The following is a 23,764-nucleotide window of genomic DNA, read 5'->3' as shown; positions in this document are numbered from 1 at the left end:
ATGTATTGAAATCAAATGACATCCAAATCAGCATGGATGGTAAAGGTCGATGGGTTGATAATGTGATGGTTGAACGATTATGGCGGAGCGTTAAATATGAAGAGGTGTATCTCAAAGCCTACAGCAATGTTTTGGATGCGAAGAAGCAATTAAACGCATATTTTGAATTTTATAATTTGAAACGACCTCATTCGAGTCTGGACAAAATGACTCCAGATGAGTTTTACTATGACCAGCTACCACAACAAAATAAGGTAGCTTAACTAGAGCAGAGTATCACTTATAAATAAGCTTTTAGTTGTTCAAACATGTGGGACCACCTCTTTTACATGAAGTAAATTAGGTTATAAACTTTAAATCTTTTTCGTTGGTAGCGGGAGCTGGATTTGAACCAACGACCTTCGGGTTATGAGCCCGACGAGCTACCAGACTGCTCCATCCCGCATCAACGAAGTGACTTTATACGCGTTTAAGATAAGTAATACAAACATTATTAAATATATTTAAAAAATCCTTTATCCATTTAGATATTAAAAAGCCCACTAATAGCTGTGGGCTTTATAGATCGGCATGCTGCGATCTCATGCTTTGCGTTAACTGTCTGAATTAGGCGAATACTCACCTGAATCTATTTGATGGGAATACGCGATTCCTATAACAACTCAAACACTACCGTTCCGCTTACGGATTCGATCAAGCTCACTATAACAGAACCACTCAACTAAACCGATCTTACCGCCGACTCGGTTTGAAATAGAGGATGAGCACATTTGTATAAAATTAATCTCTTTCTTTCATTTTCTAAAAAAGGTTTAGGTTCCTCTTCCCATTCAGATTTCCTACTGCCAAAAGCTGAATTATTTAAAGTCCAATCAGAAACTAAACCATAAATGAAAGTATTATCAGCAAAAATTAATTTTGATTTATTGCTTGTACTGTTCAGAAATACTTTATGTGTTGGCAGAGAGCCAAATGTACTTATATGTGTATATAAATATTTATAGGTTTCATACATAGTTAATAGCCCTTATAGCAACTCACTATACCAGCAATCAACAATACCCATTCAGCTAATAAATAACTGGTGCGCCATACAAAAATTGAACTTCTGGTCTATCCCTTCTATCCAGCTGAGCTAATGGCGCATGGTGACGGCTAGATTCATTTCTAAACCAGTTAAGGGATAAAATAGCCATCAAAAAAAACCTGCATCTTGGGGAAGGTGCAGGCTGGAAACTGGATAACCAGTTAAAGTGGAGAATCATTAACTTGACTATAATAGTAGGTTTTATTTTTTTACCAATCGGTATTATGTTTATTTTTTGTTAAAAAAATCATATTTTCCGATATACTCAAATACTGACATTCAATTTAAATCTCTATCAATTACAAAAGCCCAACTGCGCACATTAGTCACCATTTCAGACCATGACCTAATTAAAGATCACCGCATCTCATGGTTTTCTGTGAAATATTAGTCAGCTTTAGAATCAAATACTAAACGGCAGCATCGTTGGATCTACATCATCAACATTTTGCTCTTTGTTAGATGTGACTGTATACGCGGTAGCAATCTTGTGACTTGCCTAAATCGCTAACAGTCAGCAGCTGCTCTGCTTCATCACACACTGAATCAAAAGAACGTATTCCCCGACCATGCCAGGTAAAAATCTTGTGTTCGATGCACCTGTAATGCTGCACACTGATCACGTTTAGCCAGCTGATTGCCAACATATCCACTTGATCTAAAGCATGTTCATTGAGTTGCTGAAGCTGTGCATGGATATTGTCAAAATCACGCACAATTTGCTGTTCTAGCATATTCGCAATCATCGCTTCAGACGGTGATAGTAAGGAAATATCAGTTGCACTGTCAAAATAGGAAACAAGACCTTCTTGCTGTTCTGTTACTGCAAGTCCATCGAACAGCTGGCCATCCCCCACGTTTGTTGTATAGTTCGGCTGCATGACATAATCATAACCATAGAAATTAACTGGTACTAAACCGAGTCCAGAACGACGGTAATCCTGAGCAGAACTGAAACCGCCTACACGGGCTAGATACTGCTTGCGGGCATGTTCCCCTGCTGCATTATCGAGAAATTCTGCTACATGGGTTACATCACCATTTTTATCCGCATAAGACTCAAGTGTTCTAAATGCTGCCTCTAAATACACCACTTTGCCATCAATGAGCGTAGATTCAGGCGGGAACTGCCGTAACGGCGGCGGATCTCATGCCCGTTATAGCCATACATAGTTCCTGACTTAATCATTTCCTGAACTCTAGGATGGTTAATCTGATTGATCATTTCTTTCATATCAACATTGGCGCGGTTTTTACCTGAATGCTGGCGACCACGCTCAAATAAGTTGTATTTAATTTTCTTGGTTTTTCGAGCTGTATCAGCCATGAAAAAAGCCCCAATAAGTGATTATTAGGGCTATTTTGGCAAGACAGCGCAGTGTAGGTTTTGGAATGTTCCAATCAAAACCGTGTAACCATTTTTTTACCTTTTGTTAAAAATAATTGAAGGAAAAATTTCTAAATTGATATAGAATTCCTTCAATTTTTTAGAATAGCACTTGCTAAATTCTTATTATTTTTAAATACATACTTTATATTAATTTAAAATTCGGGTAATTCAATAATGCAATTATTAACTTCAAAATTTTCAAAACTAAGTTTGATTTCCCTAATAGGCTTAACTATCTCTGCATGTGGTGAAGGTGGCACAGGTGACAACTATAATAATAGTGCAGCTAATACTTCAATTAAATTTCCAATGCATACTTACAAATTAATAGGTGAAAGAAATGATTCTATGGGAAGGGAGTTATATAAAATATTTAGTGAATCACTAATATTACGTGATAATAATGTTTCAATAACCACTAGAACACAAGTTGATTTTGAACAACAATATGCTACGGCTGAAAATCCTTATACAGAATATGATTTTACTCTTACTAAAGATAAATTATATGAATCTAATGGTTATAGCCTGCCTCTATATTTAGAAAAAAATGATAAAGGTACTGTAATAACTTCGTATGACCAGCACAAAGGTGGTCTAACTAAAACCATTACATTTAAGACACTTAGTCTTTCTAAAAAGAAAATTAACTCTTCGGAAGTAATAAACTCTATTTTCGCTTCTGAAAATCTCAACTCAGAACCAACTGAATTTTTAAGGCTTAGACTTGCCTTTTTCAAATCTACTCAAACTTTTCCTGAGGGAGCTGAATGTTACCAGTTCTTAAGCACCCAAATTTCACACTCTACTATTGAATTTGATAAGAATAATTTAGTCAATAAAACATATTCAGCTTGGGTAAATGAGAGAAAAAATCAGGGTTTAAATGTTATTACAGAACAGTGGGCAAATAAGAATGTTGCATATGTAAAAAAAGCTGATGGAGAGATTTCAGATGAACACCAAATGGTCGTAGTGGAATTAAATGGAAAGTTATATTTTGGCGATTACACATCAAACAAAAAAGTCGATCTAAGTAAAAATATTGATCCTTCACTTAAATCTGGTTTATGTTCATCTTTTGATCAAAAAGCTGCTTATGGACTATATCTAGGCTTTAGAGAATTACCAACTAACCCTTGATAATAAAATATAAAAAGGTGGGGAAACCCGCCTTTTTATATCCCCCAGAATTTGCAACTTTCAATCTTAATCGCTGAAATCAATCACCTGATAAACCTTATCATATACCGCTGCACCTATTAAGCTATTCCCCAACTCAACATCCAAAGCCTTTGAATGAACCTTGACCACAACATTTGTAGGAACTAAACGCCGTAATATCGGTGACAGCTCGACAATCTCAGAGGCATCAACGGTATCCTCAGTTGAAATACACAAATGACTTGTAAGAAATTGATAATACTACAAATAAAATCAACATAAAAAAGCCAAATATTCTTAGCATACTGGGCTTTCCTTCATGAATAAGTAGATTATTGACAATACTGACATCACTACCAATCCTTTTCTTCGCATACTCAAAATACATATAATTTCCACTTAACCCACAACACAGCGACGCATAGACATCATTAATATGAAATGGACCGACATTAAAGATGGCTTTTTACACATTGCACAAGAAAAAACTACAGACGACCCAGAAGATGATTTTGAATTATTGGAAGGTGTTTGATATGTGCTAATTAAAATTAATGATGAATTACAGCCTGTTTTAGATCATTGCAAAGTTAATATTTTAAGCCCATACATTATTCACAGAGTCCCAAAAGGAAGACTAAAAACCGTAGTCAAACCAAAGTGCATTGGACACAAATCGAAGCTCAATATGTTTCTAGGGAGTTTTTGAATGCAAGCAGAGCAGCCAATGCTTATCCTGAATTAAATGGTCGCCAACTACCAAGTTTTCATGAAATTCGTGCTCTGTCCATTCACTTGCATAAAAAAGCTGGTAAATCAGCCCAAACGTTGGCAGGTTATGCAACTGAAAAAATGACAGAAATTTATGCATCTAGTCATGAGCTTATTTGGAATGATGCAGATGTTGGTATTGATCTTCCCTTTAATACAGCTTGATCAACAAACAATAAAGCCACTTTTACAAGTGGCTTTTTAATTGGCTGAACTGCCGAGCAAACTATATGCTAACTCGTTGTTTTCTATAGTGTCCACAATAGCCATTTTTCCTATATTTGAGCGGTAAAATGACATACAAAATACTATGCAAAACAATTATTTAACAAAAATTAAAATACATGTTAAATAAACATCAAGCATAATCAATCATCAGCAGTTAATTTCTAGTTATATTGTACGCATATATGCATAAGATAAAAACCACTGATGATCAATTGATAAAACTTCAAGCAATCAAATGATTATTTGCTGTTAGGTGAAACCATATTTTCAGGAATCACCACGGCATCAAACTGTTCTGCGGTCACTAAGTTCAATTCAACAGCAACTTGCTTCAAGGTCTTGCCTTCTTTATACGCTGTTTTTGCTACTTTTGCGGCATTTTCATAACCAATAACAGGGTTTAAAGCCGTGACCAGCATCAGTGAGTTATGTAGGAAATAGTCAATTTTTTCACGGTTGGGTTCAATCCCTTCAGCACAGTGATCATTGAAACTATTACACGCATCACCCAACAGTTGAATAGATTGTAATAAATTAAATGCAATGACGGGCATAAAGACATTTAGCTCGAAGTTACCTGAAGCCCCGGCGACATTAATGGTCGTATCATTGCCCAGCACTTGGGCAACCACCATAGTCATGGCTTCACTTTGAGTTGGATTCACTTTACCCGGCATAATGCTTGAACCCGGTTCATTTTCAGGAATACGAATCTCACCAAAACCACAGCGTGGACCACTGGCTAACCAACGAATATCGTTGGCAATTTTATTTAAACTAGCAGCCAAGGTTTTTAAAGCACCTGAAGCAAAAACTGCGGCATCACGCCCTGCTAAAGCTTCAAATTTATTTGGTGCAGTCACAAAAGCCAAACCAGTCAATGTTGCCAACTGTGCTGCTGCTTTTACCGCATAATCAGGATGAGCATTTAACCCTGTACCCACTGCCGTACCGCCTAAAGGTAACTCATATAAACCCAATAAGGCATAATCTAAACGCTTTAAACCATGATCAAGCTGAGAAACATAGCCACTAAATTCCTGACCCAGTGTTAATGGCGTTGCATCTTGTAAATGGGTACGACCAATTTTAACAATATCAGAAAATTCTTGCGCTTTAGCCGCCAAAGTATCGCGTAAACGTGTGACTGCTGGAATCAGCAATTCATTAATTTGTAAACTGGCTGCCACATGAATGGCGGTTGGAAATGAATCATTGGTTGATTGTGCGCGGTTCACATGATCATTGGGATGTACTGGTTTTTGCGAACCTAAAGGGTTCCCCAGTTTCTGATTGGCAATGTTTGCAATCACTTCATTACAGTTCATGTTACTTTGCGTACCAGAACCTGTTTGCCATACCACCAATGGGAACTGTGCGTCCCAATCACCCAAGATTACTTCCTCTGCCGCATTCACAATATAATGTGACAACTCATGAGGGATTTGATCTAACTCAGCATTGGTGATGGCAGCCGCTTTTTTGACTAAGCCCATCGCCCGAATCATCGCTCGTGGTAAGCGCTCTTGCCCAATTTTAAAGTTTTGCAAACTACGCTGTGTTTGCGCGCCCCACATTGCCTCACTCGGAACTTCAACCTCGCCCATAGTGTCATGTTCAATACGTGTTTGCATGATTAACCTCATTTCCCTGTAATTTTATAGCTTTGCTCTTTCATTATGTTTTGACACATTCAAATATTTTAAGCAAACAAATTATAATTGTAAATGATTATTATTTACATAATAATTCTAACATCCAAAGCGTTCTAACGTCCTATTAATGTTTGTTGATAAAAGCGCCAAGCATCTTCTATGATTTTGCTGATGTTGCGTTTAGGTTGCCATTTTAAAATTTGATGTGCTTTTTCTGAGGTTGCAGCAATCTGATCGAGTTCCGCAGCGGGATAAAATTGCGCCTCGATGGTTTTAATATCGACTTGAGTGACTTTGGAAATTTCCTTTAGCAAAGCAGCAATCGAGATACTTTGCCCTGAAATATTAAAGGCTTCGCATACATATTGTTGACCTCTTAACCACTCTAAAGCTGCAATAATGGCATCACAACTATCTAACACATGTAAGAAACCACGTTCAACCGTATGATCGTTTGTTTGGGCTTGCTGACGTAGTTCAATATATTCGCGTTGCCCTGCTGCAACTTGTAACGCCAAAGGAATAATATTTTTAGGCAATGGCGCAACAAATTCACCTAAAACAGCATGTTCAAATGCACCCGCAATATTACTTAGTCTTAAAATGGCAATTTTCCATTCATTATCGGTCAGCGCTGTATCTCGTATAATTTCTTCAATCATTTGTTGTGACTTGATATACGGATTGGGATAAGCATATTTAAACGGTGTATCTTCTGACAATGTTAAACTTGACTGTCCATAGACCGCCAAACTAGACAAATGGATGAATGTTCGGATGCCTGTACGCTGCATAGCACGCAGTAAGCTCATAATACAACTGACATTATCGTTATAATATTCCAGTGGCTTAAGTGCAGATTCTTCTATCGATTTAAAACCAGCCGTATGAATGACAGCTTCTATAGAATATTGTTCAAAAACTTTATTTAAAGCAGGTGTATTTCTAATATCAATTTTGACAAATGGCACATATCGACCTGCAATATATTCGAGTCGTTCTAATGTTTGTAAATTTGCATTGGATAAATTATCCACAATAATGACTTCTTGCCCTTGAGCCATTAAGCTTAAAGCAATATGCGAACCTATAAAGCCTAAACCACCAGTGACTAAAATCATTGTATACTACCTTTTTCTTATGAAGTTTGGATGCATCAACATTGGATTGGGCATTCCTAAAGTGAATTTTGATGAGTACCTTATTACTAATTACCTCCGCACCAACCTCGATCTATGCTTGGCATGCGCTTGGCTTAGCACAAGCCTTATACACTAAAAAGCAAGCATTTCGCGTTTTTTTCTATCAAGACGGCGTTTCCGTAGCGAATACTTTACAGTGGGTTCCTGATGACCAACGTAATTTGACTCAAGAATGGCAAAAGTTAGCCATTCGCTTACCCGTTTGTGTCAGTGCTGCATTGGCTCGCGGTATTACCGATCAAGAAAATGCAAAACGACATCAGATTAGCCAACACAACCTTGCTCATGGCTTTGAATTGGTTGGGTTGGGCGAACTTGCCGATGCAGTACAGTCAACACAACGTCTTATTCAATTCTAAGATGTTATTTTTGTGAATTTGTTGCTTTTAAAAGGTTAATTGTGTGAAATCTGTACTCGTTATTCTAACTCAAGCCAATCTTGTCAACTTGCATGTGCATGAAAGCTTATCGGCAACCATGGTTCTAGCTACTTTTGGTTGTGAAGTCAAAGTCTTACTCCAAGATGGGGCTTTAAGTTTATTAAATTCAGAATTACAATTTGAACAAATGAAACATGCATTTAAAGTCGCATCGAATATGGTCGATAGCTTTGAGTTTTACGACCTTACCCCAGTTTTGGTCGAAAATCAGCATAAAGATGCTTACTTTGTGACTCAGGCGCAACAGGATATTGAGTTTATTGAGCTGAATAGCGAGTTCATTCAAAGTTTTGATTTTGTACTGTATTGGTAGAAGAGTAAAATAATCATGTCAAATAAAAGCTTATATTTGCTACAAAGTAGTTTTTCAGCGACTCCTGCTGTAGTGGCAAAATTAGAAAAAATGTATAGCCCTAAAGATAGCGTAGTTTTAATGGGTGAATCTGTTTTGCAGTTTGAGCAACCTTTTTTGCAACAATTGAATTGTATTTATGTACTTGATACCGATGCAGAACTTTTAGCCGGTCAGAAAGTAAAAAATATGCAGATTATTTCTTATGCTGAATTTGCCGATATTTGCTTAAATTATACCCGCTGTATTCGTTTAAACTAATTTGAGATTAATAATGAATTTAGAACTCGATCAAGATGGTCACTTAGTCGATTATACGATTTGGAATGAAACGGTTGCGCAAGAATTAGCAAGTAGCCTGAATTTAGAACTAACCGCATGGCATTTTGAAGTTTTACATGCAGTACGCCAATTTTACGCCCAATTTGGTCATTCACCTGCGACTCGACCACTGATTAAATTTCTCATGAAAACAGTAAGTACCGACATCAATAATGCTGTGTTGCAAGACCAATTTAATACTGGCTTGGTGGCGCGTCATTTAAGCCGTTTAGCTGGTATTCCTAAACCTCCTAATTGTTTATAAATTTTAGCGCTTAGGAAGTGATGACTCTTTAAGTTGTACTTCACCTCCTAAAATCTCAAATCATTAAAAATGAATTTTATCCTGATTTTCCTCAATAATTTTTAACCATGCCCGTGTCGCAGGACTCATTGCAACTGTGGTATTCCAAGCCATGCTCAGCGTCCAATTTAAATTGGGGTTTTCCAACACACTAATATTGTATTTTTCTGCGTCCAACTGTTCACAATAAATTTTCGGTAATAATGCTATTCCAACATCGGATTCAACCATTTTGGCAATAAAGTCCCATTGGCTACTTTTACACACCACATTGGGTTCAAAACCAGCATGATTTGCTGCATGTATAATCAGATGATTTAAGCTAAAGGTATCGGCATACAATAAAAATGATTCTTCTTTTAATTCAATTAAAGAAACACTTTTTCGGTTTTTCCATTGGCTTTCTTTACGTGAGAGTAAACATAAGGGTGAATCCATAATAGGAATACCGCTTAATATTGGCTTTAAATGACCGAGTAATATACCGACATCAATGGTTTTCGCCAAAATTGCATCTTCAATACTCGTTGCGCCCACTTCTAAAAAACTCAGCTCTATATTGGGATATTGCTTATGAAATCTAGCAATTAACGTACTCAATAACACTGAACCTAAAGGGGGTAAGCCTAATGTTAATTTTCCTTGTTTAAGGTGATGAACTCGAGCCACGGTTTCAAATATGCGTTGTTGTTCTGCAAGTATAACCAAAGCATGTTGATAAATTTGCTCGCCCATATAAGTCAAGGTCACATCTCTTTTTCGCCCTGCCTCACCTTTATGAAATAGCGGTACTCCCATTTCTTGTTCTAAATGATGAATGGCTTTACTGATGGTCGGTTGAGTGACACACATTTCCTCTGCTGTCCGTGTGAAACTTTGTAGCTGCACAATTTTTACAAACATCGTCAGACTTTTAATATCCACAAATATTCCATTTAGGCATAATCTTTTTTTTATTATTCATAATATAACACTTCGGTCAAATCTAAAATAATCTCACGCTTTTAGATCAACGTAACATGTCTACTTCAATACTCCCCACCAAATTGCGCCATCTCGTTCAAGTGCTGCTACAACTGAGTTTACTTATCGTGATTTGGTGGATCGCATCCATAATTCAGCAGCAATTTAATTTACCGATCTCCGCAGGTGTGATTGGTCTTTTACTGGTTTTATTGGCGTTGTTAAGTGGCATATTTAACTTGCAATGGATTAAAACAGGATCAGATTTTATTCTTGGCGAATTGGTTCTCTTATTTATTCCATGTGTGGTCGGCATTATTAAATATAAAAATCTTTTTTTAACTCAAGGTTGGCAACTTGTTCTGGCTGTATCTATAGGCACAATCTGCGTAATGGTTGCAACAGCATATAGCGTGTATGTCGGTTTCAAATTAGAAGCTTTATTAAAACAGAAATTACATTCTAACCCACCAATGAAGCAGGAAAAATAAGATGAATTTAATTGCAATGCTATGCTTTATTGGCACATTTATTTGCTACGTACTGGTTAAACAGCTTCATAAAAAATACCCCTATATGCTTTTAGCGCCTGGGATTTTTGTACCCTCTATTATCATTGTATTTATGCTGATATTTCATGTTTCCTACGATACGTATATGATTGAAAGCCAATGGATTATCTGGATGCTCGGCCCTGCAACCATTGCCTTTGCTATTCCTATTTATGAATATCGACACGTGATTAAAGCGCGTGCGCTTGCAATCAGTTTGGGGATTATCATTGGAATGTTTGCTGGTGTAGTGAGTTCATTTTATTTGGCACAGTTATTTAGTTTTAACCCAGAAACATCTTACAGTTTAATGGCGCGTTCTATTTCCACACCTTTTGCCATGGAACTGACTTCAAATATTGGTGGATCGGTTGAACTGGTGATTTTATTTACCATGATTACTGGCATCGTTGGTGTTGCTATGGGTGATCTTATTTTACTTGGCTTAAAGCTTAATTCACGATTTGCCCAAGGGGCTTCATTGGGCAATTCTGCACACGGTTTTGGAACCAGTAAAGCCTTTATGCGCAATCGTGAAGAAGGCGTAGTGGCTTGTTTAACGATGGTACTTGCAGGTATTTTTATGGTTTTGTTTGGGCCAATGATGATTCAATTTACTGTGACTTACTTATAAACATTCAGTTTTAAATATAGGCGTAATTTTATGTCATTTAATTACGCTTAATTCAGTAGAAATTTATATCCAACTTATAGGTAAATAAAAAATTAATAATACAAAACTAAAGACACTTACTGTTTCACAAATTTCAACACTTGCACCTACTGTATCTCCCGTAATACCGCCAATCCGCTGCATAAATTTACGACGTAAATATATCAAAGTCACCATAAAGATCATTGCCGTAAAAATACCTACCCAAGAGAAATAGGCTGATGCCAGTAAACAGAGTACAAAAACCATTACCGCCACAGTTTTAGGAATAAATTCTGCAATGGAAGAACCTAAGCCTTTTTCACGCACATATTGCGTGGTTAAAAATAAAAATAGTGGTGCCAAACGCCCCAATATTGGAAAAAGGATCAAGGCGCTATAATGTTGCTGTTCAATCAGTACATAAATTGCTGACCATTTAATTAAACATAAAATAATTAAACTGAGCACCCCAATTGGCCCACAACTTGGGTCTTTCATAATTGCTAAAGTACGTTCTTTATCGCCAAAACCACCGACCCAAGCATCTGCTGTATCCGCCAATCCATCTAGATGTAAGCCACCTGTGAGCCAAATCCAAACCACTAAAATTAAACTGCTGAGTAAAATAATGGGTAGTGCATGTAATAAGGAAGCTATGGCAAATAAAATTGCACCAATCATCAAACCAATCAATGGATAAAACAGTAAAGATTGACCATTTTGCTGTTTACTTGGCATTTCTTTGAGCTGAATGGGAAATGTCGTGAGAAACTGTAAAGCAATCAAAAATGGCATCATTATTATTCCTTGAGCAAATGTACCGAAGCATTATCTTGAATGACAAAAGAATTGAGTTGTCCCAATTCTGCGCTCATTTTAAGAATATCATCCAGCGTATGATTCAAAGCGATGCACTTCAGAAGTTTAATCACGCCGCCATGCGTTACCACCAAAGCGTGTTGCCAACTATTTTCCAACATTTGTTGTTGCATATTGACCATACTTTTAGCGATTCGCTGATGAAAATTTTGCATATTTTCTGCATTGGGCGGTGTAAATACAGTCGGCTGTTGCCAAAAATTTGCCAGTAATTCAGGTTCATTTTCATAAATGACTTTTGTTGGCAGCGCTTCCCAATCACCAAAATGCATTTCTTGTAAATCTGCATCATAAAAAATAGGTGTGTGCTGCTGTGCTGCGACAGTTTCGGCAAATAAACGACAGCGTTTTAAGGGTGAACTAAAAATTACATCCCATTGCGCCTGTTGCTGACTAAAAGCCTGCAAAGATTGATCTATGGTTTGCTGCATCTGCGACCAACCCAGTTCGGTCAAATCATCATCTGTAGAACCCCGTAAGGTATGACTTAAAGTCGTTTCACCATGACGCAATAAATCAATCTTTAACATCTGTAATACCCTATGCAATCATTCTAGAATTAAACTTTTTCACCAATCACGGCAGCTTCCGCAAAAGTTGCCATATGATTATGAAGACTACATGCCAGTTTAATCAGCCCTAAAGATGCTCCTGCACCACTACCTTCTCCTAAACGTAAGTTCAGTTTGAGCAAAGGATTTGCCTGAAGTTGCTCTAATAATCGACGATGACCATATTCTGCTGACTGGTGTCCAAACAACATCCACTCACGAACAGCAGAATTTAAACGGACTGCCACCAGTGCTGAAACTGTGGTAATAAAACCATCCACAACTACAGGTAGTCCAAGTTGGGCACAGCGGATATAAGCACCTGTGATTGCTGCTATTTCCAAACCACCAACTGCGCACAGTGCTTTAAAGGCATCCTGAACGACATAATCTTGATGCAAAGCCAAAGCCTGATTAATGACATTTTTCTTATGAATGAGCTGTTCTTCACGGATCCCAGTTCCCACACCCGTTAACTGTTCTGCGGGTTCATTCAATAAAAAACATGCAACCGCTGAAGCTGAACAAGTATTGCCAATGCCCATTTCCCCTGCGACATAAATAGATGCGCCATAAGCAACCGCATCTTCAACACTTTTACGCCCTAAATCCATCGCTGCCATACATTGCGCTTCAGTCATCGCTACCTGTTTAGCAAAGTTTGCTGTGCCCGAAGCAATACAATGACGCTCTACGCCTGCATACTCATAGGCATCACCCACTGAACCACAGTCAATCACTTGCAGTTTTGCCTGATATTCTTTGGCAATCACGCTAATACATGCACCGCCAGTGGTAAAGTTTTGCAGCATTTGACGGGTGACCGCTTGTGGATAGGCAGAAATATTTTCTGCCATCACACCATGATCGCCAGCAAAAATAGTGATCCAAGGTCGATCCACATTGGGGCGTGGATTGTCTTGTAAACTTGCCAATAGCACCGCAATATTTTCAAGTTCAGATAATGAACCTGTCGGTTTGGTCAATTGTAATTGACGTTCTTCCGCCAATTGTTTTGCTTCCGCACTTGGCGTTTTACACGTATCCAACCACCAGTTCACTACTTCTCTCCTTTTAACAGCATGGGAAAACCCGCAACACAAAATACAACTTTATCGGCAATTTGCCCCAACTGTTGATGCAAACGCCCAGATTCATCGACAAACTTACGGCTAATTTCCCCCATCGGAATGACACCTAAACCTGTTTCGTTACTAACTAAAATAAGCTCTGACTGCAATATCGGGATAATATTCAACAACTTTTGGCATTGCTGCATCTGTAACTCAGTATTTTCATGCATCAACAAATTGCTCATCCATAGCGTTAGGCAGTCGATAAGAATTACTTGATTGGGTTGATCAAGCTCGATTAAACAATCAGCTAGATATAAAGGTTCTTCAATCACAGTCCAATGTTGTGGACGCTGTGCTTGATGGTGATCAATACGCGCCTGCATTTCATGATCAAATGCTTGTGCCGTGGCAATATAAGTCACATTTAGATTTGAATCTTTTGCTATTTGCTCTGCAAAGCGACTTTTACCCGAACGCGCGCCACCTAAAATAAGTTGCATTATGCATTTTCCAATTTAAATTGCTGAAACGGATAAAGCTGACCTTGTAATATTTTTGCCTGATATGTACCAAATGTCAGTTGATCCACTGAAAATTCAAAACTTTTTTGTTCTATGCTTTTAATATGATTAAAAATTAAATCACTTTCAAAATCTTGATGATACAAACCTAAAGTTAAATGTGGACAATAGTCAAGCGGTGCAATTTCGGCACAACTTTGTCCAAGTATATTGCGCAACTCTAAAAGTACATTATTTTCATCAATAATTTCGACAAATAAAGCGCTCTCAAAGCTATTAATACGACCCGTTTTTAATTGAATTTTCTTGGGAAAATGATGAGTTAAATCTTGAATGTGCTGATGCAGTTTTTCAATGCCAAAATCATCATCCAGAACTGGGTTTTGTTCAGTTATAAAACCACAGACAAATAAAGTAATGTGAAATTGGCGGTTATTCGGTGTATATAAAAATTTGGAAAAATCTGCACGTAGTTGATTTAAATAATCTAATAATTCTGGATGCTCAATTTCAATGTACCACAATGAAAAATTCTCACGACCACAATGCCATTCGGGATAATCCCCTGTAAGGGTAGGAACAACGGGCATAGAAGGTTTTAAAAACACGCGTAAATCACTTTAAATTCAACCTTGTTATTAAAGCACGGATGATGCTGGCTTTCTTAATCTGTTGATTTAGTAACATTCAAAAAAAGTGAATTATATTCAGCTTTTATCACATTAAAGCATGTTAGCAACATATTGATGCCTCAATAACTTTCTCGTCATTAACCAACCATTAAAAACGGATGATCATGCTTTGCAAAAAGAGTCAAAGAATGCCGTAAATCATGGCATGTGAATATCTACTACACATTATTCATGGTTTATATTTTTATCAAAATTCAGGATAAAAATACCAATCTGATGACATGTATAAAGAGGTATTTTTTGACTCGTTTTATGACCCGCCCTAATCTTGATCTAAAACATCTGCAAACTGAGCACCCAAAACATGGACTAAATCTTGCGGTTTTACCCCAATATCTAAACCTCGTTTTCCACCACTAACGTAAATTTTATTTAATAATTCTGCTGAACCATCGACAACTGTTTTTAAACGCTTTTTCTGCCCTACTGGACTAATACCGCCCACCAAATAGCCTGTTAAACGCTCGGCATCTTTAGGGTCTGCCATCTGTAATTTTTTTACGCCAACTGCCGCAGCAATTTTCTTTAAACTTAACTGATGTGCAACAGGTAAAACCGCTACATAGTAATTTTTGCTATCCGTTACCAATAACGTTTTAAAGACTTCATGTATTTCTAAATTAAGCTTTTCGGCAGCTTCTAATCCAAAACTTTTAGCATTTACATCGTGCTCATATTCATGGATAGAAAATTCAATTTTATTTGATTTTAAAACTTTACAAGCTGGTGTCATTTTTAATGATGAAAATAGTTGGTTTACGAAATTATATGCTTTTTTAAAGTGAATGTTTAGTTTGCTTAGGCTATTTTATCTAAATTAATATTCAATTGAGTACTCTAAAAGTGGATATTTTTGCTTGGGGTTTAGAGCCGAGTTTCGTATAAATGTCATTATGCTCATACAATTTTAGTTGCTTTAAAGACTTCATCAATAAAAATCTAATCTTCAATTTAGCCGTGATAAATCCATTCTAATAAAAAATATGAATATTGTGAGTTCATTATTTACTTAAATTCCACCCTTCAGATCATTCATACAAAAAATACCAATATACCTTATATGCTTTTATAATTTAGATAAACATTTTATATTTAATTTTTACAAAACAGCTATTTATAAAATACGCCATATAAAACATGTATTTATACGCACCATATTGGTGCCTACTATAACATAACAAAATATACTTTTATATCTTAAAGATATAATTTCCAAAACTAGTATTTCCAAAATTTATGATGAAGTTGGCTTTTTCTTCTTTACAATGCTTCTTTTTCCTCCTTTCTGAAGTACCAATATTGCTGAGCGATTAAGTACTTTAGCAATTTAAAAATCTTTCCATCGTAAAAGGTATGCAGATAATGGATTTCAGTACCCTTGAACCAGAAGTTATAAAGAAGAAACAAAAGTTTCATCAGATCTTATATGTACAGGTCATCTTTGCAATTATCTTAGGTATCCTTTTAGGACATTTTTATCCAGAATTTGGTGAAAGCTTAAAGCCTTTAGGGGATGCTTTTATTAAGATCGTTAAAATGATTATTGCTCCTGTAATCTTTTTAACAGTTGTGACTGGTATCGCCAGTATGACCAATATGAGTCGTGTTGGTCGTGTAACGGGTAAGGCAATGTTGTACTTCTTTACTTTTTCTTCACTTGCACTTGTTATAGGCATGATTGTGGCAAACATTATTCAACCTGGTAAAGGCTTGAATATTGATCCAACTACTCTAGCAAATGACAAAGTCGCGGGTTATATAGAAAAAGCGCACGATGCGACATTAGTCGATTTTTTCATGAATATTATTCCAAAGACTTTAATTAGCCCTTTAGCTGAAGGAAGTATTCTACAAGTTCTATTCGTCGCAGTTTTATTTGGTATTTCTCTAGCTGCAATTGGTGATCGTGGTCGTCCTATTGTTGATATTTTAAATAACCTGACAGCACCCGTATTTTACCTAGTAGGTATGCTAATGAAATTAGCTCCTATTGGCGCATTTGGTGCAATGGCATTTACAATTGGCGCCTATGGTATTGAAGCTATTGGTAATTTATTATTACTTATTATGACATTTTATATCACTGCGCTGTTATTCATACTTATTATTTTAGGTGCTGTTGCTCGCTATAATGGTTTCTCAATTTTAGCGCTTATCCGTTATATTAAAGATGAATTATGGCTAGTCTTGGGGACCAGTTCTTCAGAAGCGGCTTTACCCTCTATTATGCATAAAATGGAAAAAGCAGGCTGTGAAAAATCTGTAGTAGGTCTAGTGATACCAACAGGATATTCATTTAACCTTGATGGCACTAATATTTATATGACTATGGCCGCTTTATTTATTGCCCAAGCGTGTAATGTAGATTTATCAATTGGTGAACAAGTAGCATTATTGCTCGTTGCAATGGTGAGTTCTAAAGGTGCAGCAGGCGTAACTGGTGCAGGTTTTATTACTCTAGCTGCGACACTATCGGTTGTACCTGCTGTACCAGTTGCAGGTATGGCACTCATTTTAGGCATTGACCGCTTTATGTCTGAGTGTCGTGCATTGACCAACCTTGTTGGTAATGCCTGTGCGACCATTGTCGTTGCTCGTTGGGATAATGCTTTAGATAAAGAAGTTTTAGATGAAGTATTAAACAAATCAAAACAGTCATAAATTTCTGTTATTTCAAATAAAAAGAGTCTACTAAGGCTCTTTTTTTTCTCCAATCATTAAAAAATTAATGATTGATCAAAAATTTGCAAGGGAAGCACTTCACTCGATTGCTTCGGATACTTTACAGTGAATTCTAAAGTTTTATTACAACCCAGATAATACATTTTATCTAAAAATATTTTTATTTTCATATAAATCAAAAAATTGATAACAAAACCCAATATCAACCGATTGGGTTTTGCCATAATTTACAATGTTCTGCGATTATTATTCAATCAATGTTTCACATCATTGCTTAGAATAAATTTACTTCGCTGTTAAGCGAACCACATCTATTCTTCTTTATTTAATAATCGATCAATTACACCAAATTTTTTAAAGATTTTTGCACGGCGTTTCGGATGAATATTGGCTTTATTTAAATCACCTTCGTAATGATCAAATACTCGCTTATCCATCATTTTAAACCATAACGATGGAATTAATGCAGGCAATAACATCGTTGCATAACCGCTTGGCAATTCAGGCGCTTGTTCAAAATTACGTAACGCTTGGAATGGACGTGTCGGATAAGCATGATGATCCGAATGGCGCTGTAACTGATATAAAAATAAGTTGGTGGTAATGTTATTATTATTCCAACTATGTTCTGGCATCGTCCGTGCATAAGAGCCATCTTCTTTTTGATCACGCATTAAACCATAGTGCTCAATATAGTTAATAATTTCAAACAAGCTCACACCATAAAAAGCCTGTGTTGCTAAATATGGAATAATGTCTTTACCAAATAATTTCAACATGGTGGCATGAAAACCAGCACTCATCGCCCAACCTTGAAACAGTTCATTTTGAGGACTAAAAAAAGATAATCCTTTACGTTTTAAACGATTTCTTTCAATTTCAACGGCAGACTTTAGACCACCAAAAATTGTTCTTGGCCAAAACTCATAGAATGTTTCTCCCATTTTAGACGATGCAGGATCTTCAGGGGTTGCAGCACGTTTATGATGTCCATACGGATGTTCTACACGAAAATGGTTGTAAAACAGTGGCATGAGTGTCGCATGCGAAAGATAATGATCTTTTTTATTGGGTCTGTGTGATAACTCATGCGCAGTATTGACCCCAATACCATTAATTGCTCCCATCGAAACTCCCAACAGGATTTGATCAAGCAACGAGGTACTTTTACGACTGACCACATAACCTGCAAATACATTTGCTGCCATTTGCAAAGGAATAAATAATTTTACAATACGGTCATAGTAAGGGTCAGCGACCAAAGATGAAATTTGATCATCACTGGGATTATTGTTATCTGTCCCAACTACATAATCAATACTGGGAATAATCACATGCAGTAATAACGGCCCGCCCAAAGCAAAGATTTTTTTCGTCGCTTTAGGACCAAACTGATAGCCAGCCAAAATCCCCATCCCAATGACAGGTAAACCGGGGCTTAATAACCACCAATAGCGTTTTTTATCCAGTGCTAAACCTGAAGCAATGGGCAGGGTTTGAATTGTTGTTTGATTTAAATTTACTGGTGCATTCATGCTGGCGACTTCCCTATTTTTTGTTCTACCGTTATATTTCTAGAAATGGGCAATCAATAACAGTTGTAAACGTCCAAAAAAGCTATGCAAACGTCTTTGGCATCAAGAGCCAATATTTGACCTAAAAACACATGCTTGAATGATTCAAAGCTTTTTATAATTTTATTCGATGATGACAGAAAGATAATACATGGATGCTTTAAGTAAAATTTTTGATGATATTCATCTCAATAAATCTGAATATATTTATTTAAAACCTCAAGGTGACTGGGCATATGCCTATCAAGAACAAGGTGCCATGATTGGCTATGTGGTACTGGTTGGCAATCTCACCATTCAACTTGACTCACACACCCACCTTCACGTTGAAGCAGGTGATTTAGTCCTTATTCCGTCTGGACAAAATCATTCTTGTCATAGCAATAACAAAAATAATTTAGTTGAAGCCTTAAACATCACAGCACTTTTTGATCAAAAAAGACAAGAGACGATCGAGTTTGGCAGCCAAAGTGGTGAACCTGCTCTCATTTTAGCCATTCGCTGTCATATTGATACCATCATGGCGCGCCCTTTACTTAACGCACTACCCAACTATATTCATATTCACCATATTACGGGCAGTAATGCACCAGAATGGCTGCAAATAGGTCTGCATTTTCTGGCGGTTGAAGCCTACCAAATTCGCCCCGGTCGGGACAAAATTCTCGATCATTTGGTTAGTATTCTTTTTATTGAGTGTGTGCGTGACTACATTGCCCAATTAAGTGATTCCAATAATTGGCTTCGCGCACTGGTACATACCGAACTGGCCAATGCTTTAGCCGCCATTCACGGAAAACCCGAACTGGCTTGGACAGTTGAAACACTGGCTGAACAATGCTGTATGTCGCGCTCCAAATTTGCCCCGCTATTTAGCACGATTGTTGGCGAAACACCGTTGGCTTATTTACAGCAATATCGCTTCCGTTTGGCATCTCAGTACCTACGCGAAGGACAATGGTCTATTCAACACATTGCTCATCGGGTTGGTTATTCTTCTGAAACGGCATTTAGCCAAACCTTTAAACGACTGTTTGATCTAACACCAAGTCAGTATCGACAACAATTTCAATAAGTTATTCTGCATTTAATGTACTAAGAATAGCCTGAACGGGGTTCTCACTATTTCCTGAAAGCAATTGCTTGTGCATAGTAAGGTGCTGCATCGCTTGTATTTGCGCAGTTTCAATATTCATCAGCTTTTCAATTTCAGCGGCTAAATTTTCTGGCGTTGCATCATGCTGAATCAGTTCTTGAATGACTTTTTTACCCGCAATAATATTCGGTAATGAGTAATACTGAATTTTGATCAAAAATTTAACCACAACATAAGTGAGCCAATTGAGCTTATAAAAGGTCACCATCGGACGATGTAACAGCATCGCTTCTAAAGTTGCCGTTCCTGAAGCCAACGCTATAATATTTGAAGCATTCATCACTTGACGGCCAATTTTAGATTCGGTATCCGTATTTTCCATCAATTTAACTTTAGCAATAAAATCACTTGAATAATGCTTTAATAATTCTTCAATCTGCTGCTTACGTGCATCATTAATCGCAGGAATTAAAAATATATAGTCAGGATGCTTTTGGCTGATGATTTTCGCTGCATCAAGCACCAATGGGCCAAGTCGTTCAATTTCACCACGGCGGCTACCCGGTAAAAGCGCAATGTGCTTCTGCTCTACATTTAAGCCAAGTTCTTGTTTCGCTTCAATAAGAGGATTTTTCAGTGGCAATTGACTTGCTAATGGATGCCCAACAAACGCAGCAGGCACATCAAATTTCTGATAAAAAGCTTTTTCAAACGGAAATAAACACAGGACTAAATCAATACTGGCCTTAATACCATGTACCCGTCCCTGTCGCCACGCCCATACCGAAGGACTAACATATTGTACTGTTTTAATCGGTAGATTTTTTTGTTTTAAGCTTTTCGATAAACGTAAATTAAAGTCTGGCGCATCAATACCAATAAATATATCAACGGGATCTTGAGTCCACTTATCGACCAAACCATCGCGGACAGCAAATAGTTTTTTAATATCTTTTAAAACTTCCACAATACCCATAACCGATAAAATATCCATCGGATAATCACTGCTGAAACCTTCAGCAATCATTTGAGGTCCACCAATCCCTTCAAACTCTGCCTCAATTCCCTGCTCACGGAAGCTACGAATAAGTTGAGCACCAAGTGTATCACCCGATACTTCACCGACGACAATTCCTATTTTAAGTTTCCGATTTTGCAAAACTTTTATCCTATTTCAAAGTATGGGTATTTTAGCATACTCATATATTTGAAATCTTATCTACATATCCCGACAGTACAAATAAGATTTTTGCTTCTATTTTATATTTAAATAATTTTTTTAATTCAAAATATCGATAATCATCCCATTGTGTTTAGATTTATTAAACAATAATATAAATGATAATTGTTTTCACTTAGATTTTATAATGAAGTCCATCTCTCCTCTGCTTTCCAAATGCTTTAAATTGTCATTCCTAAGCTTATCCATACTGAATATTCAAAATAGTTACGCAGCAGATGCTGTAGACCATCAGGTGCAAACTTTATCGACCATTCAGCTACAAGCTCAATCAGAAAATGCTGATCAAAGCTCTGAAAAAACCAAAGCGTATACCGTTAAAAATAGTCGCAGCGCATCAAAACTCAATATTACAGTGAAAGAAACACCTCAAACCGTCAATGTCGTAACGCGTCAACAGATTGAGGATTTCGGGTTAAATTCAACACGTGAAATCTTAAAAAACACGCCCGGAGTCACTGTTCAAAGTCAAGAAACAGAACGTACTTCTTACATGGCACGAGGTTTTGAAATTTCAAATATTCTCACTGACGGCGTAGGCTTTCCTTTAAGCAGTTATAACTATAACAATACCAATCCAGACACTTACTTTTATGACCGTGTCGAAGTGGTAAAAGGAGCCGATGCCCTATCGAATGCCTTTGGTGACCCAAGTGCAACCATTAATAATATTCGTAAACGTCCGACCAAAGAACTACAGGCAAGTGCTGGACTAAGTTATGGTTCTTGGAATACTCAGCGCTATGAAGCAGACGTTTCTGGCTCACTTTCTCCAAATGGACGAGTACGTGGTCGTCTCATGGGTTATGAGCAGACGGGAGATTCTCATCTTGACCGATATTCTTCTGAAAAAAATGGCTTTGCAGGCATCTTAGAAGCCGATATTACTGACTCAACATTATTCACGGTCGGTTACAGTCAAAATCAGAACAAGCCAAATGCCAATAACTGGGGGGCTTTACCGCTACTGGATGCAAATGGAAAACAACTGTCTTATGACCGTAGTTACAATCCAAATCCAGATTGGGCACATTGGGACAATGAAACTCAGGATGCTTTTATAGAATTACAGCAAAAACTTGGCAAAAAATGGACGGCTAAACTCACCTACAACTATAGCGATACTGAACACAATAGCCGCTTGCTTTATTACTATGGCAACCCTCAAGCAGATGGTTCAGGCGTTTCACTTACAGCTTGGGGCGGTCAAGAACAACTTCGTAAACATTTTGCTGATCTAAATTTCCAAGGTACTTACAACTTATTCAATCAAGAACATGAAGCAACTCTGGGATACAGTCGGATTCAAACGCATCAATACGACCAACAATCCAGTGGTTTTATTAATGACAGTAATATTAACAATGTCTCGGGCATTTATAATGGCGTTCCTTATCTTACGCAATACACTACAGATTGGGCGAGCTGGACACCACAGTCCGTAACATGGTCTGACTTCAGTGATGCAGCTGAATACAGACAAAAAATCAACTCATACTATGCCGCAACACGTCTTCACTTAACGGACGATTTAAAGTTAATCTTGGGTGGAAATTACGTTCAAGCAAGCAGTAAAGGCGTAAGTTATGGCTCTCCAATGGCATACGATGAAAGTAAGTTATCGCCATATGCGGGTTTAACCTATAACTTCACACCCGAATACACAGGCTATATGAGCTATACCTCTATTTTCCGCCCACAAACAGGTATTGAAGAAACAACACGCCAAGCGTTAAAACCTGTCGAGGGTGAAAGCTATGAAGTCGGTATTAAAAGCGCATGGCTAAACGATCAATTGACGGGTACGCTCTCAGTATTTAGAACTGAACAGAATAATTATCCACTCCGTAATTCAGATGGTAATCCATTAAATCGTACTTCTAAGACCAGTGATTTACAATCACAAGGGGTCGAAGTCGGTCTTGCAGGGCAAATTAGTGATGATATTAATTTAGCTTTTGGTTACACCCAATTTAGCCTTAAAGATATGAAAAATGGCGGTGCCGCGCGTACTTATAATCCAAATCAAACCATTAATTTGTTAGCCACTTATACAGTTCCTGCATTACCTAAACTTAAAATTGGCGCTGGGCTACAATGGCAAGATAAGATTAAGCTATATGACTCGACTTTAAAAAGCACCATCTCTCAGGATGCCTATGCACTCGTCAATTTAATGGCCAGTTATGAAGTCAACGACCATATTCTGCTACAAGCGAATGCTAAAAATGTTACCGATAAAAAATACTTAAATAGCTTCCCTAGTGGGCAAGCTTTTTATGGAGAGCCTGCTAACTATACACTTGCAGTTAAATTCAAATACTAATCTACCCACCAAGCCTGAGTACTCAGGCTTGGTTTTTTATGAGC

General features: G+C 37.3%; 26 protein-coding genes and 1 tRNA gene. 12 read left to right on the top strand and 15 right to left on the bottom strand.

Features of this window, described 5'->3' with window-relative positions; genetic code table 11:
- On the top strand, positions 1–263 hold a 263-nt coding region (locus BLV99_RS14705; protein WP_005401423.1), incomplete at its 5' end, for an integrase core domain-containing protein.
- A gap of 105 nt (positions 264–368) precedes the next feature.
- Here BLV99_RS14705 and BLV99_RS14700 read toward each other — a convergent pair.
- From BLV99_RS14700 to BLV99_RS18555, 4 genes are all read right to left on the bottom strand, one after another.
- Positions 369–445 (bottom strand) — tRNA-Met (locus tag BLV99_RS14700).
- A 276-nt stretch (positions 446–721) separates the two neighbouring features.
- Positions 722–1,015, bottom strand: a complete 294-nt coding sequence (locus BLV99_RS14695; protein WP_086185526.1) for a hypothetical protein — start codon at positions 1,013–1,015, stop codon at positions 722–724.
- Positions 1,016–1,545: 530 nt separating this feature from the next.
- Positions 1,546–2,181, bottom strand: coding sequence for a hypothetical protein (locus BLV99_RS14690; protein WP_244516330.1), 636 nt, complete (start codon positions 2,179–2,181; stop codon positions 1,546–1,548).
- Positions 2,169–2,414: a hypothetical protein gene (locus BLV99_RS18555; protein ID WP_244516329.1), complete on the bottom strand. Its 246-nt coding sequence runs from the start codon at positions 2,412–2,414 to the stop codon at positions 2,169–2,171. The genes BLV99_RS14690 and BLV99_RS18555 overlap by 13 nt, the downstream gene beginning before the upstream one ends.
- Positions 2,415–2,651: 237 nt before the next feature.
- Between BLV99_RS18555 and BLV99_RS14685 the strand changes: the two genes are divergently transcribed.
- Both BLV99_RS14685 and BLV99_RS18340 read left to right on the top strand, forming a co-directional pair.
- Positions 2,652–3,620: a hypothetical protein gene (locus tag BLV99_RS14685; RefSeq protein WP_092692068.1), complete on the top strand. Its 969-nt coding sequence runs from the start codon at positions 2,652–2,654 to the stop codon at positions 3,618–3,620.
- Between the two features lie 726 nt (positions 3,621–4,346).
- Positions 4,347–4,577, top strand: coding sequence for a site-specific integrase (locus BLV99_RS18340; RefSeq protein WP_213030964.1), 231 nt, complete (start codon positions 4,347–4,349; stop codon positions 4,575–4,577).
- A gap of 302 nt (positions 4,578–4,879) precedes the next feature.
- Here the strand turns inward: BLV99_RS18340 and fumC are convergent, their stop codons facing one another.
- Both fumC and BLV99_RS14665 read right to left on the bottom strand, forming a co-directional pair.
- Positions 4,880–6,274 carry a class II fumarate hydratase gene (gene fumC, locus BLV99_RS14670; RefSeq protein WP_092692064.1) on the bottom strand — a complete coding sequence of 465 codons (1,395 nt, stop codon included), beginning with the start codon at positions 6,272–6,274 and terminating at the stop codon, positions 4,880–4,882.
- Positions 6,275–6,408: 134 nt separating this feature from the next.
- Positions 6,409–7,416, bottom strand: a complete 1,008-nt coding sequence (locus BLV99_RS14665) for an NAD-dependent epimerase/dehydratase family protein (RefSeq protein ID WP_092692061.1) — start codon at positions 7,414–7,416, stop codon at positions 6,409–6,411.
- A 71-nt stretch (positions 7,417–7,487) separates the two neighbouring features.
- Between BLV99_RS14665 and tusD the strand changes: the two genes are divergently transcribed.
- Genes tusD through BLV99_RS14645 form a run of 4 tightly spaced genes read left to right on the top strand, consistent with a single transcriptional unit; the run spans position 7,488 to position 8,875 of the window.
- Positions 7,488–7,856, top strand: a complete 369-nt coding sequence (tusD, locus tag BLV99_RS14660) for a sulfurtransferase complex subunit TusD (protein WP_086185519.1) — start codon at positions 7,488–7,490, stop codon at positions 7,854–7,856.
- Positions 7,857–7,899: 43 nt separating this feature from the next.
- Positions 7,900–8,250 (top strand): hypothetical protein, encoded by a 351-nt coding sequence (locus tag BLV99_RS14655; RefSeq protein WP_086185518.1) that lies wholly within the window; start codon positions 7,900–7,902, stop codon positions 8,248–8,250.
- Positions 8,251–8,265: 15 nt separating this feature from the next.
- A complete protein-coding gene (locus BLV99_RS14650; protein ID WP_092692057.1) occupies positions 8,266–8,550 on the top strand; it encodes a hypothetical protein in 285 nt (94 codons plus the stop codon).
- A gap of 13 nt (positions 8,551–8,563) precedes the next feature.
- The gene (locus BLV99_RS14645; protein WP_092692054.1) at positions 8,564–8,875 is read left to right on the top strand and encodes a TusE/DsrC/DsvC family sulfur relay protein; all 312 of its coding nucleotides are present in this window, start codon (positions 8,564–8,566) and stop codon (positions 8,873–8,875) included.
- Between the two features lie 63 nt (positions 8,876–8,938).
- Here BLV99_RS14645 and BLV99_RS14640 read toward each other — a convergent pair whose 3' ends face one another.
- Positions 8,939–9,838 carry a LysR family transcriptional regulator gene (locus tag BLV99_RS14640; RefSeq protein ID WP_092692052.1) on the bottom strand — a complete coding sequence of 300 codons (900 nt, stop codon included), beginning with the start codon at positions 9,836–9,838 and terminating at the stop codon, positions 8,939–8,941.
- Between the two features lie 95 nt (positions 9,839–9,933).
- Between BLV99_RS14640 and BLV99_RS14635 the strand changes: the two genes are divergently transcribed.
- Both BLV99_RS14635 and BLV99_RS14630 read left to right on the top strand, forming a co-directional pair.
- A complete protein-coding gene (locus BLV99_RS14635; RefSeq protein ID WP_092692050.1) occupies positions 9,934–10,368 on the top strand; it encodes a CidA/LrgA family protein in 435 nt (144 codons plus the stop codon).
- 1 nt (position 10,369) lies between these two features.
- Positions 10,370–11,062, top strand: coding sequence for an LrgB family protein (locus BLV99_RS14630; protein WP_092692048.1), 693 nt, complete (start codon positions 10,370–10,372; stop codon positions 11,060–11,062).
- A 63-nt stretch (positions 11,063–11,125) separates the two neighbouring features.
- Here the strand turns inward: BLV99_RS14630 and BLV99_RS14625 are convergent, their stop codons facing one another.
- From BLV99_RS14625 to ybaK, 6 genes are all read right to left on the bottom strand, one after another.
- On the bottom strand, positions 11,126–11,881 hold the full coding sequence (locus BLV99_RS14625; RefSeq protein WP_092692047.1) for an adenosylcobinamide-GDP ribazoletransferase: 756 nt from the start codon (positions 11,879–11,881) through the stop codon (positions 11,126–11,128).
- A gap of 2 nt (positions 11,882–11,883) precedes the next feature.
- Positions 11,884–12,492 (bottom strand): histidine phosphatase family protein, encoded by a 609-nt coding sequence (locus BLV99_RS14620; protein ID WP_092692044.1) that lies wholly within the window; start codon positions 12,490–12,492, stop codon positions 11,884–11,886.
- A 29-nt stretch (positions 12,493–12,521) separates the two neighbouring features.
- Complete coding sequence (gene cobT, locus BLV99_RS14615) at positions 12,522–13,574, bottom strand: nicotinate-nucleotide--dimethylbenzimidazole phosphoribosyltransferase (protein ID WP_092692041.1); 1,053 nt, start codon at positions 13,572–13,574, stop codon at positions 12,522–12,524.
- Positions 13,574–14,092 (bottom strand): bifunctional adenosylcobinamide kinase/adenosylcobinamide-phosphate guanylyltransferase, encoded by a 519-nt coding sequence (gene cobU, locus BLV99_RS14610; protein WP_092692038.1) that lies wholly within the window; start codon positions 14,090–14,092, stop codon positions 13,574–13,576. The genes cobT and cobU overlap by 1 nt, the downstream gene beginning before the upstream one ends.
- Complete coding sequence (locus tag BLV99_RS14605; RefSeq protein ID WP_092692035.1) at positions 14,089–14,718, bottom strand: 2'-5' RNA ligase family protein; 630 nt, start codon at positions 14,716–14,718, stop codon at positions 14,089–14,091. Before BLV99_RS14605 ends, cobU begins: the two co-directional genes overlap by 4 nt.
- Positions 14,719–15,064: 346 nt before the next feature.
- On the bottom strand, positions 15,065–15,535 hold the full coding sequence (ybaK, locus tag BLV99_RS14600) for a Cys-tRNA(Pro) deacylase (RefSeq protein WP_092692033.1): 471 nt from the start codon (positions 15,533–15,535) through the stop codon (positions 15,065–15,067).
- Between the two features lie 629 nt (positions 15,536–16,164).
- Between ybaK and BLV99_RS14595 the strand changes: the two genes are divergently transcribed.
- Positions 16,165–17,463, top strand: coding sequence for a dicarboxylate/amino acid:cation symporter (locus tag BLV99_RS14595; RefSeq protein ID WP_092692030.1), 1,299 nt, complete (start codon positions 16,165–16,167; stop codon positions 17,461–17,463).
- Between the two features lie 332 nt (positions 17,464–17,795).
- Here BLV99_RS14595 and BLV99_RS14585 read toward each other — a convergent pair whose 3' ends face one another.
- A complete protein-coding gene (locus BLV99_RS14585; RefSeq protein WP_086185505.1) occupies positions 17,796–19,019 on the bottom strand; it encodes an alkane 1-monooxygenase in 1,224 nt (407 codons plus the stop codon).
- A 190-nt stretch (positions 19,020–19,209) separates the two neighbouring features.
- Here BLV99_RS14585 and BLV99_RS14580 point away from each other — a divergent pair, with 190 nt between their 5' ends.
- A complete protein-coding gene (locus tag BLV99_RS14580) occupies positions 19,210–20,133 on the top strand; it encodes an AraC family transcriptional regulator (protein WP_092692025.1) in 924 nt (307 codons plus the stop codon).
- A gap of 1 nt (position 20,134) precedes the next feature.
- On the opposite strand, the gene lpxB is transcribed toward BLV99_RS14580, so the two are convergent.
- Complete coding sequence (gene lpxB, locus BLV99_RS14575; protein ID WP_092692023.1) at positions 20,135–21,313, bottom strand: lipid-A-disaccharide synthase; 1,179 nt, start codon at positions 21,311–21,313, stop codon at positions 20,135–20,137.
- A gap of 208 nt (positions 21,314–21,521) precedes the next feature.
- Between lpxB and BLV99_RS14570 the strand changes: the two genes are divergently transcribed.
- On the top strand, positions 21,522–23,720 hold the full coding sequence (locus BLV99_RS14570) for a TonB-dependent siderophore receptor (RefSeq protein ID WP_092692020.1): 2,199 nt from the start codon (positions 21,522–21,524) through the stop codon (positions 23,718–23,720).
- The last annotated feature ends 44 nt before the right edge of the window (positions 23,721–23,764 follow it).

Source organism: Acinetobacter kyonggiensis (assembly GCF_900107285.1).
GTDB lineage: Bacteria > Pseudomonadota > Gammaproteobacteria > Pseudomonadales > Moraxellaceae > Acinetobacter > Acinetobacter kyonggiensis.
The sequence above is the reverse complement of the archived record's forward strand: the minus strand, read 5'-3'. Positions and strand labels throughout refer to the sequence as shown.

What these genes read in the sequence shown, in the direction of transcription:
- fumC (WP_092692064.1), bottom strand. Translation starts at nt 6,274, where the DNA reads ATGCAAACACGTATTGAACATGACACTATGGGCGAGGTTGAAGTTCCG.
- ybaK (WP_092692033.1), bottom strand. Translation starts at nt 15,535, where the DNA reads ATGACACCAGCTTGTAAAGTTTTAAAATCAAATAAAATTGAATTTTCT.
- BLV99_RS14635 (WP_092692050.1), top strand. Translation starts at nt 9,934, where the DNA reads ATGTCTACTTCAATACTCCCCACCAAATTGCGCCATCTCGTTCAAGTG.
- BLV99_RS14620 (WP_092692044.1), bottom strand. Translation starts at nt 12,492, where the DNA reads ATGTTAAAGATTGATTTATTGCGTCATGGTGAAACGACTTTAAGTCAT.
- BLV99_RS14665 (WP_092692061.1), bottom strand. Translation starts at nt 7,416, where the DNA reads ATGATTTTAGTCACTGGTGGTTTAGGCTTTATAGGTTCGCATATTGCT.
- BLV99_RS14595 (WP_092692030.1), top strand. Translation starts at nt 16,165, where the DNA reads ATGGATTTCAGTACCCTTGAACCAGAAGTTATAAAGAAGAAACAAAAG.
- BLV99_RS14580 (WP_092692025.1), top strand. Translation starts at nt 19,210, where the DNA reads ATGGATGCTTTAAGTAAAATTTTTGATGATATTCATCTCAATAAATCT.
- BLV99_RS14695 (WP_086185526.1), bottom strand. Translation starts at nt 1,015, where the DNA reads ATGTATGAAACCTATAAATATTTATATACACATATAAGTACATTTGGC.
- BLV99_RS14585 (WP_086185505.1), bottom strand. Translation starts at nt 19,019, where the DNA reads ATGAATGCACCAGTAAATTTAAATCAAACAACAATTCAAACCCTGCCC.
- BLV99_RS14685 (WP_092692068.1), top strand. Translation starts at nt 2,652, where the DNA reads ATGCAATTATTAACTTCAAAATTTTCAAAACTAAGTTTGATTTCCCTA.
- BLV99_RS18555 (WP_244516329.1), bottom strand. Translation starts at nt 2,414, where the DNA reads ATGGCTGATACAGCTCGAAAAACCAAGAAAATTAAATACAACTTATTT.
- tusD (WP_086185519.1), top strand. Translation starts at nt 7,488, where the DNA reads ATGAGTACCTTATTACTAATTACCTCCGCACCAACCTCGATCTATGCT.
- BLV99_RS14645 (WP_092692054.1), top strand. Translation starts at nt 8,564, where the DNA reads ATGAATTTAGAACTCGATCAAGATGGTCACTTAGTCGATTATACGATT.
- BLV99_RS14570 (WP_092692020.1), top strand. Translation starts at nt 21,522, where the DNA reads ATGAAGTCCATCTCTCCTCTGCTTTCCAAATGCTTTAAATTGTCATTC.
- BLV99_RS14650 (WP_092692057.1), top strand. Translation starts at nt 8,266, where the DNA reads ATGTCAAATAAAAGCTTATATTTGCTACAAAGTAGTTTTTCAGCGACT.
- BLV99_RS14625 (WP_092692047.1), bottom strand. Translation starts at nt 11,881, where the DNA reads ATGATGCCATTTTTGATTGCTTTACAGTTTCTCACGACATTTCCCATT.
- BLV99_RS14630 (WP_092692048.1), top strand. Translation starts at nt 10,370, where the DNA reads ATGAATTTAATTGCAATGCTATGCTTTATTGGCACATTTATTTGCTAC.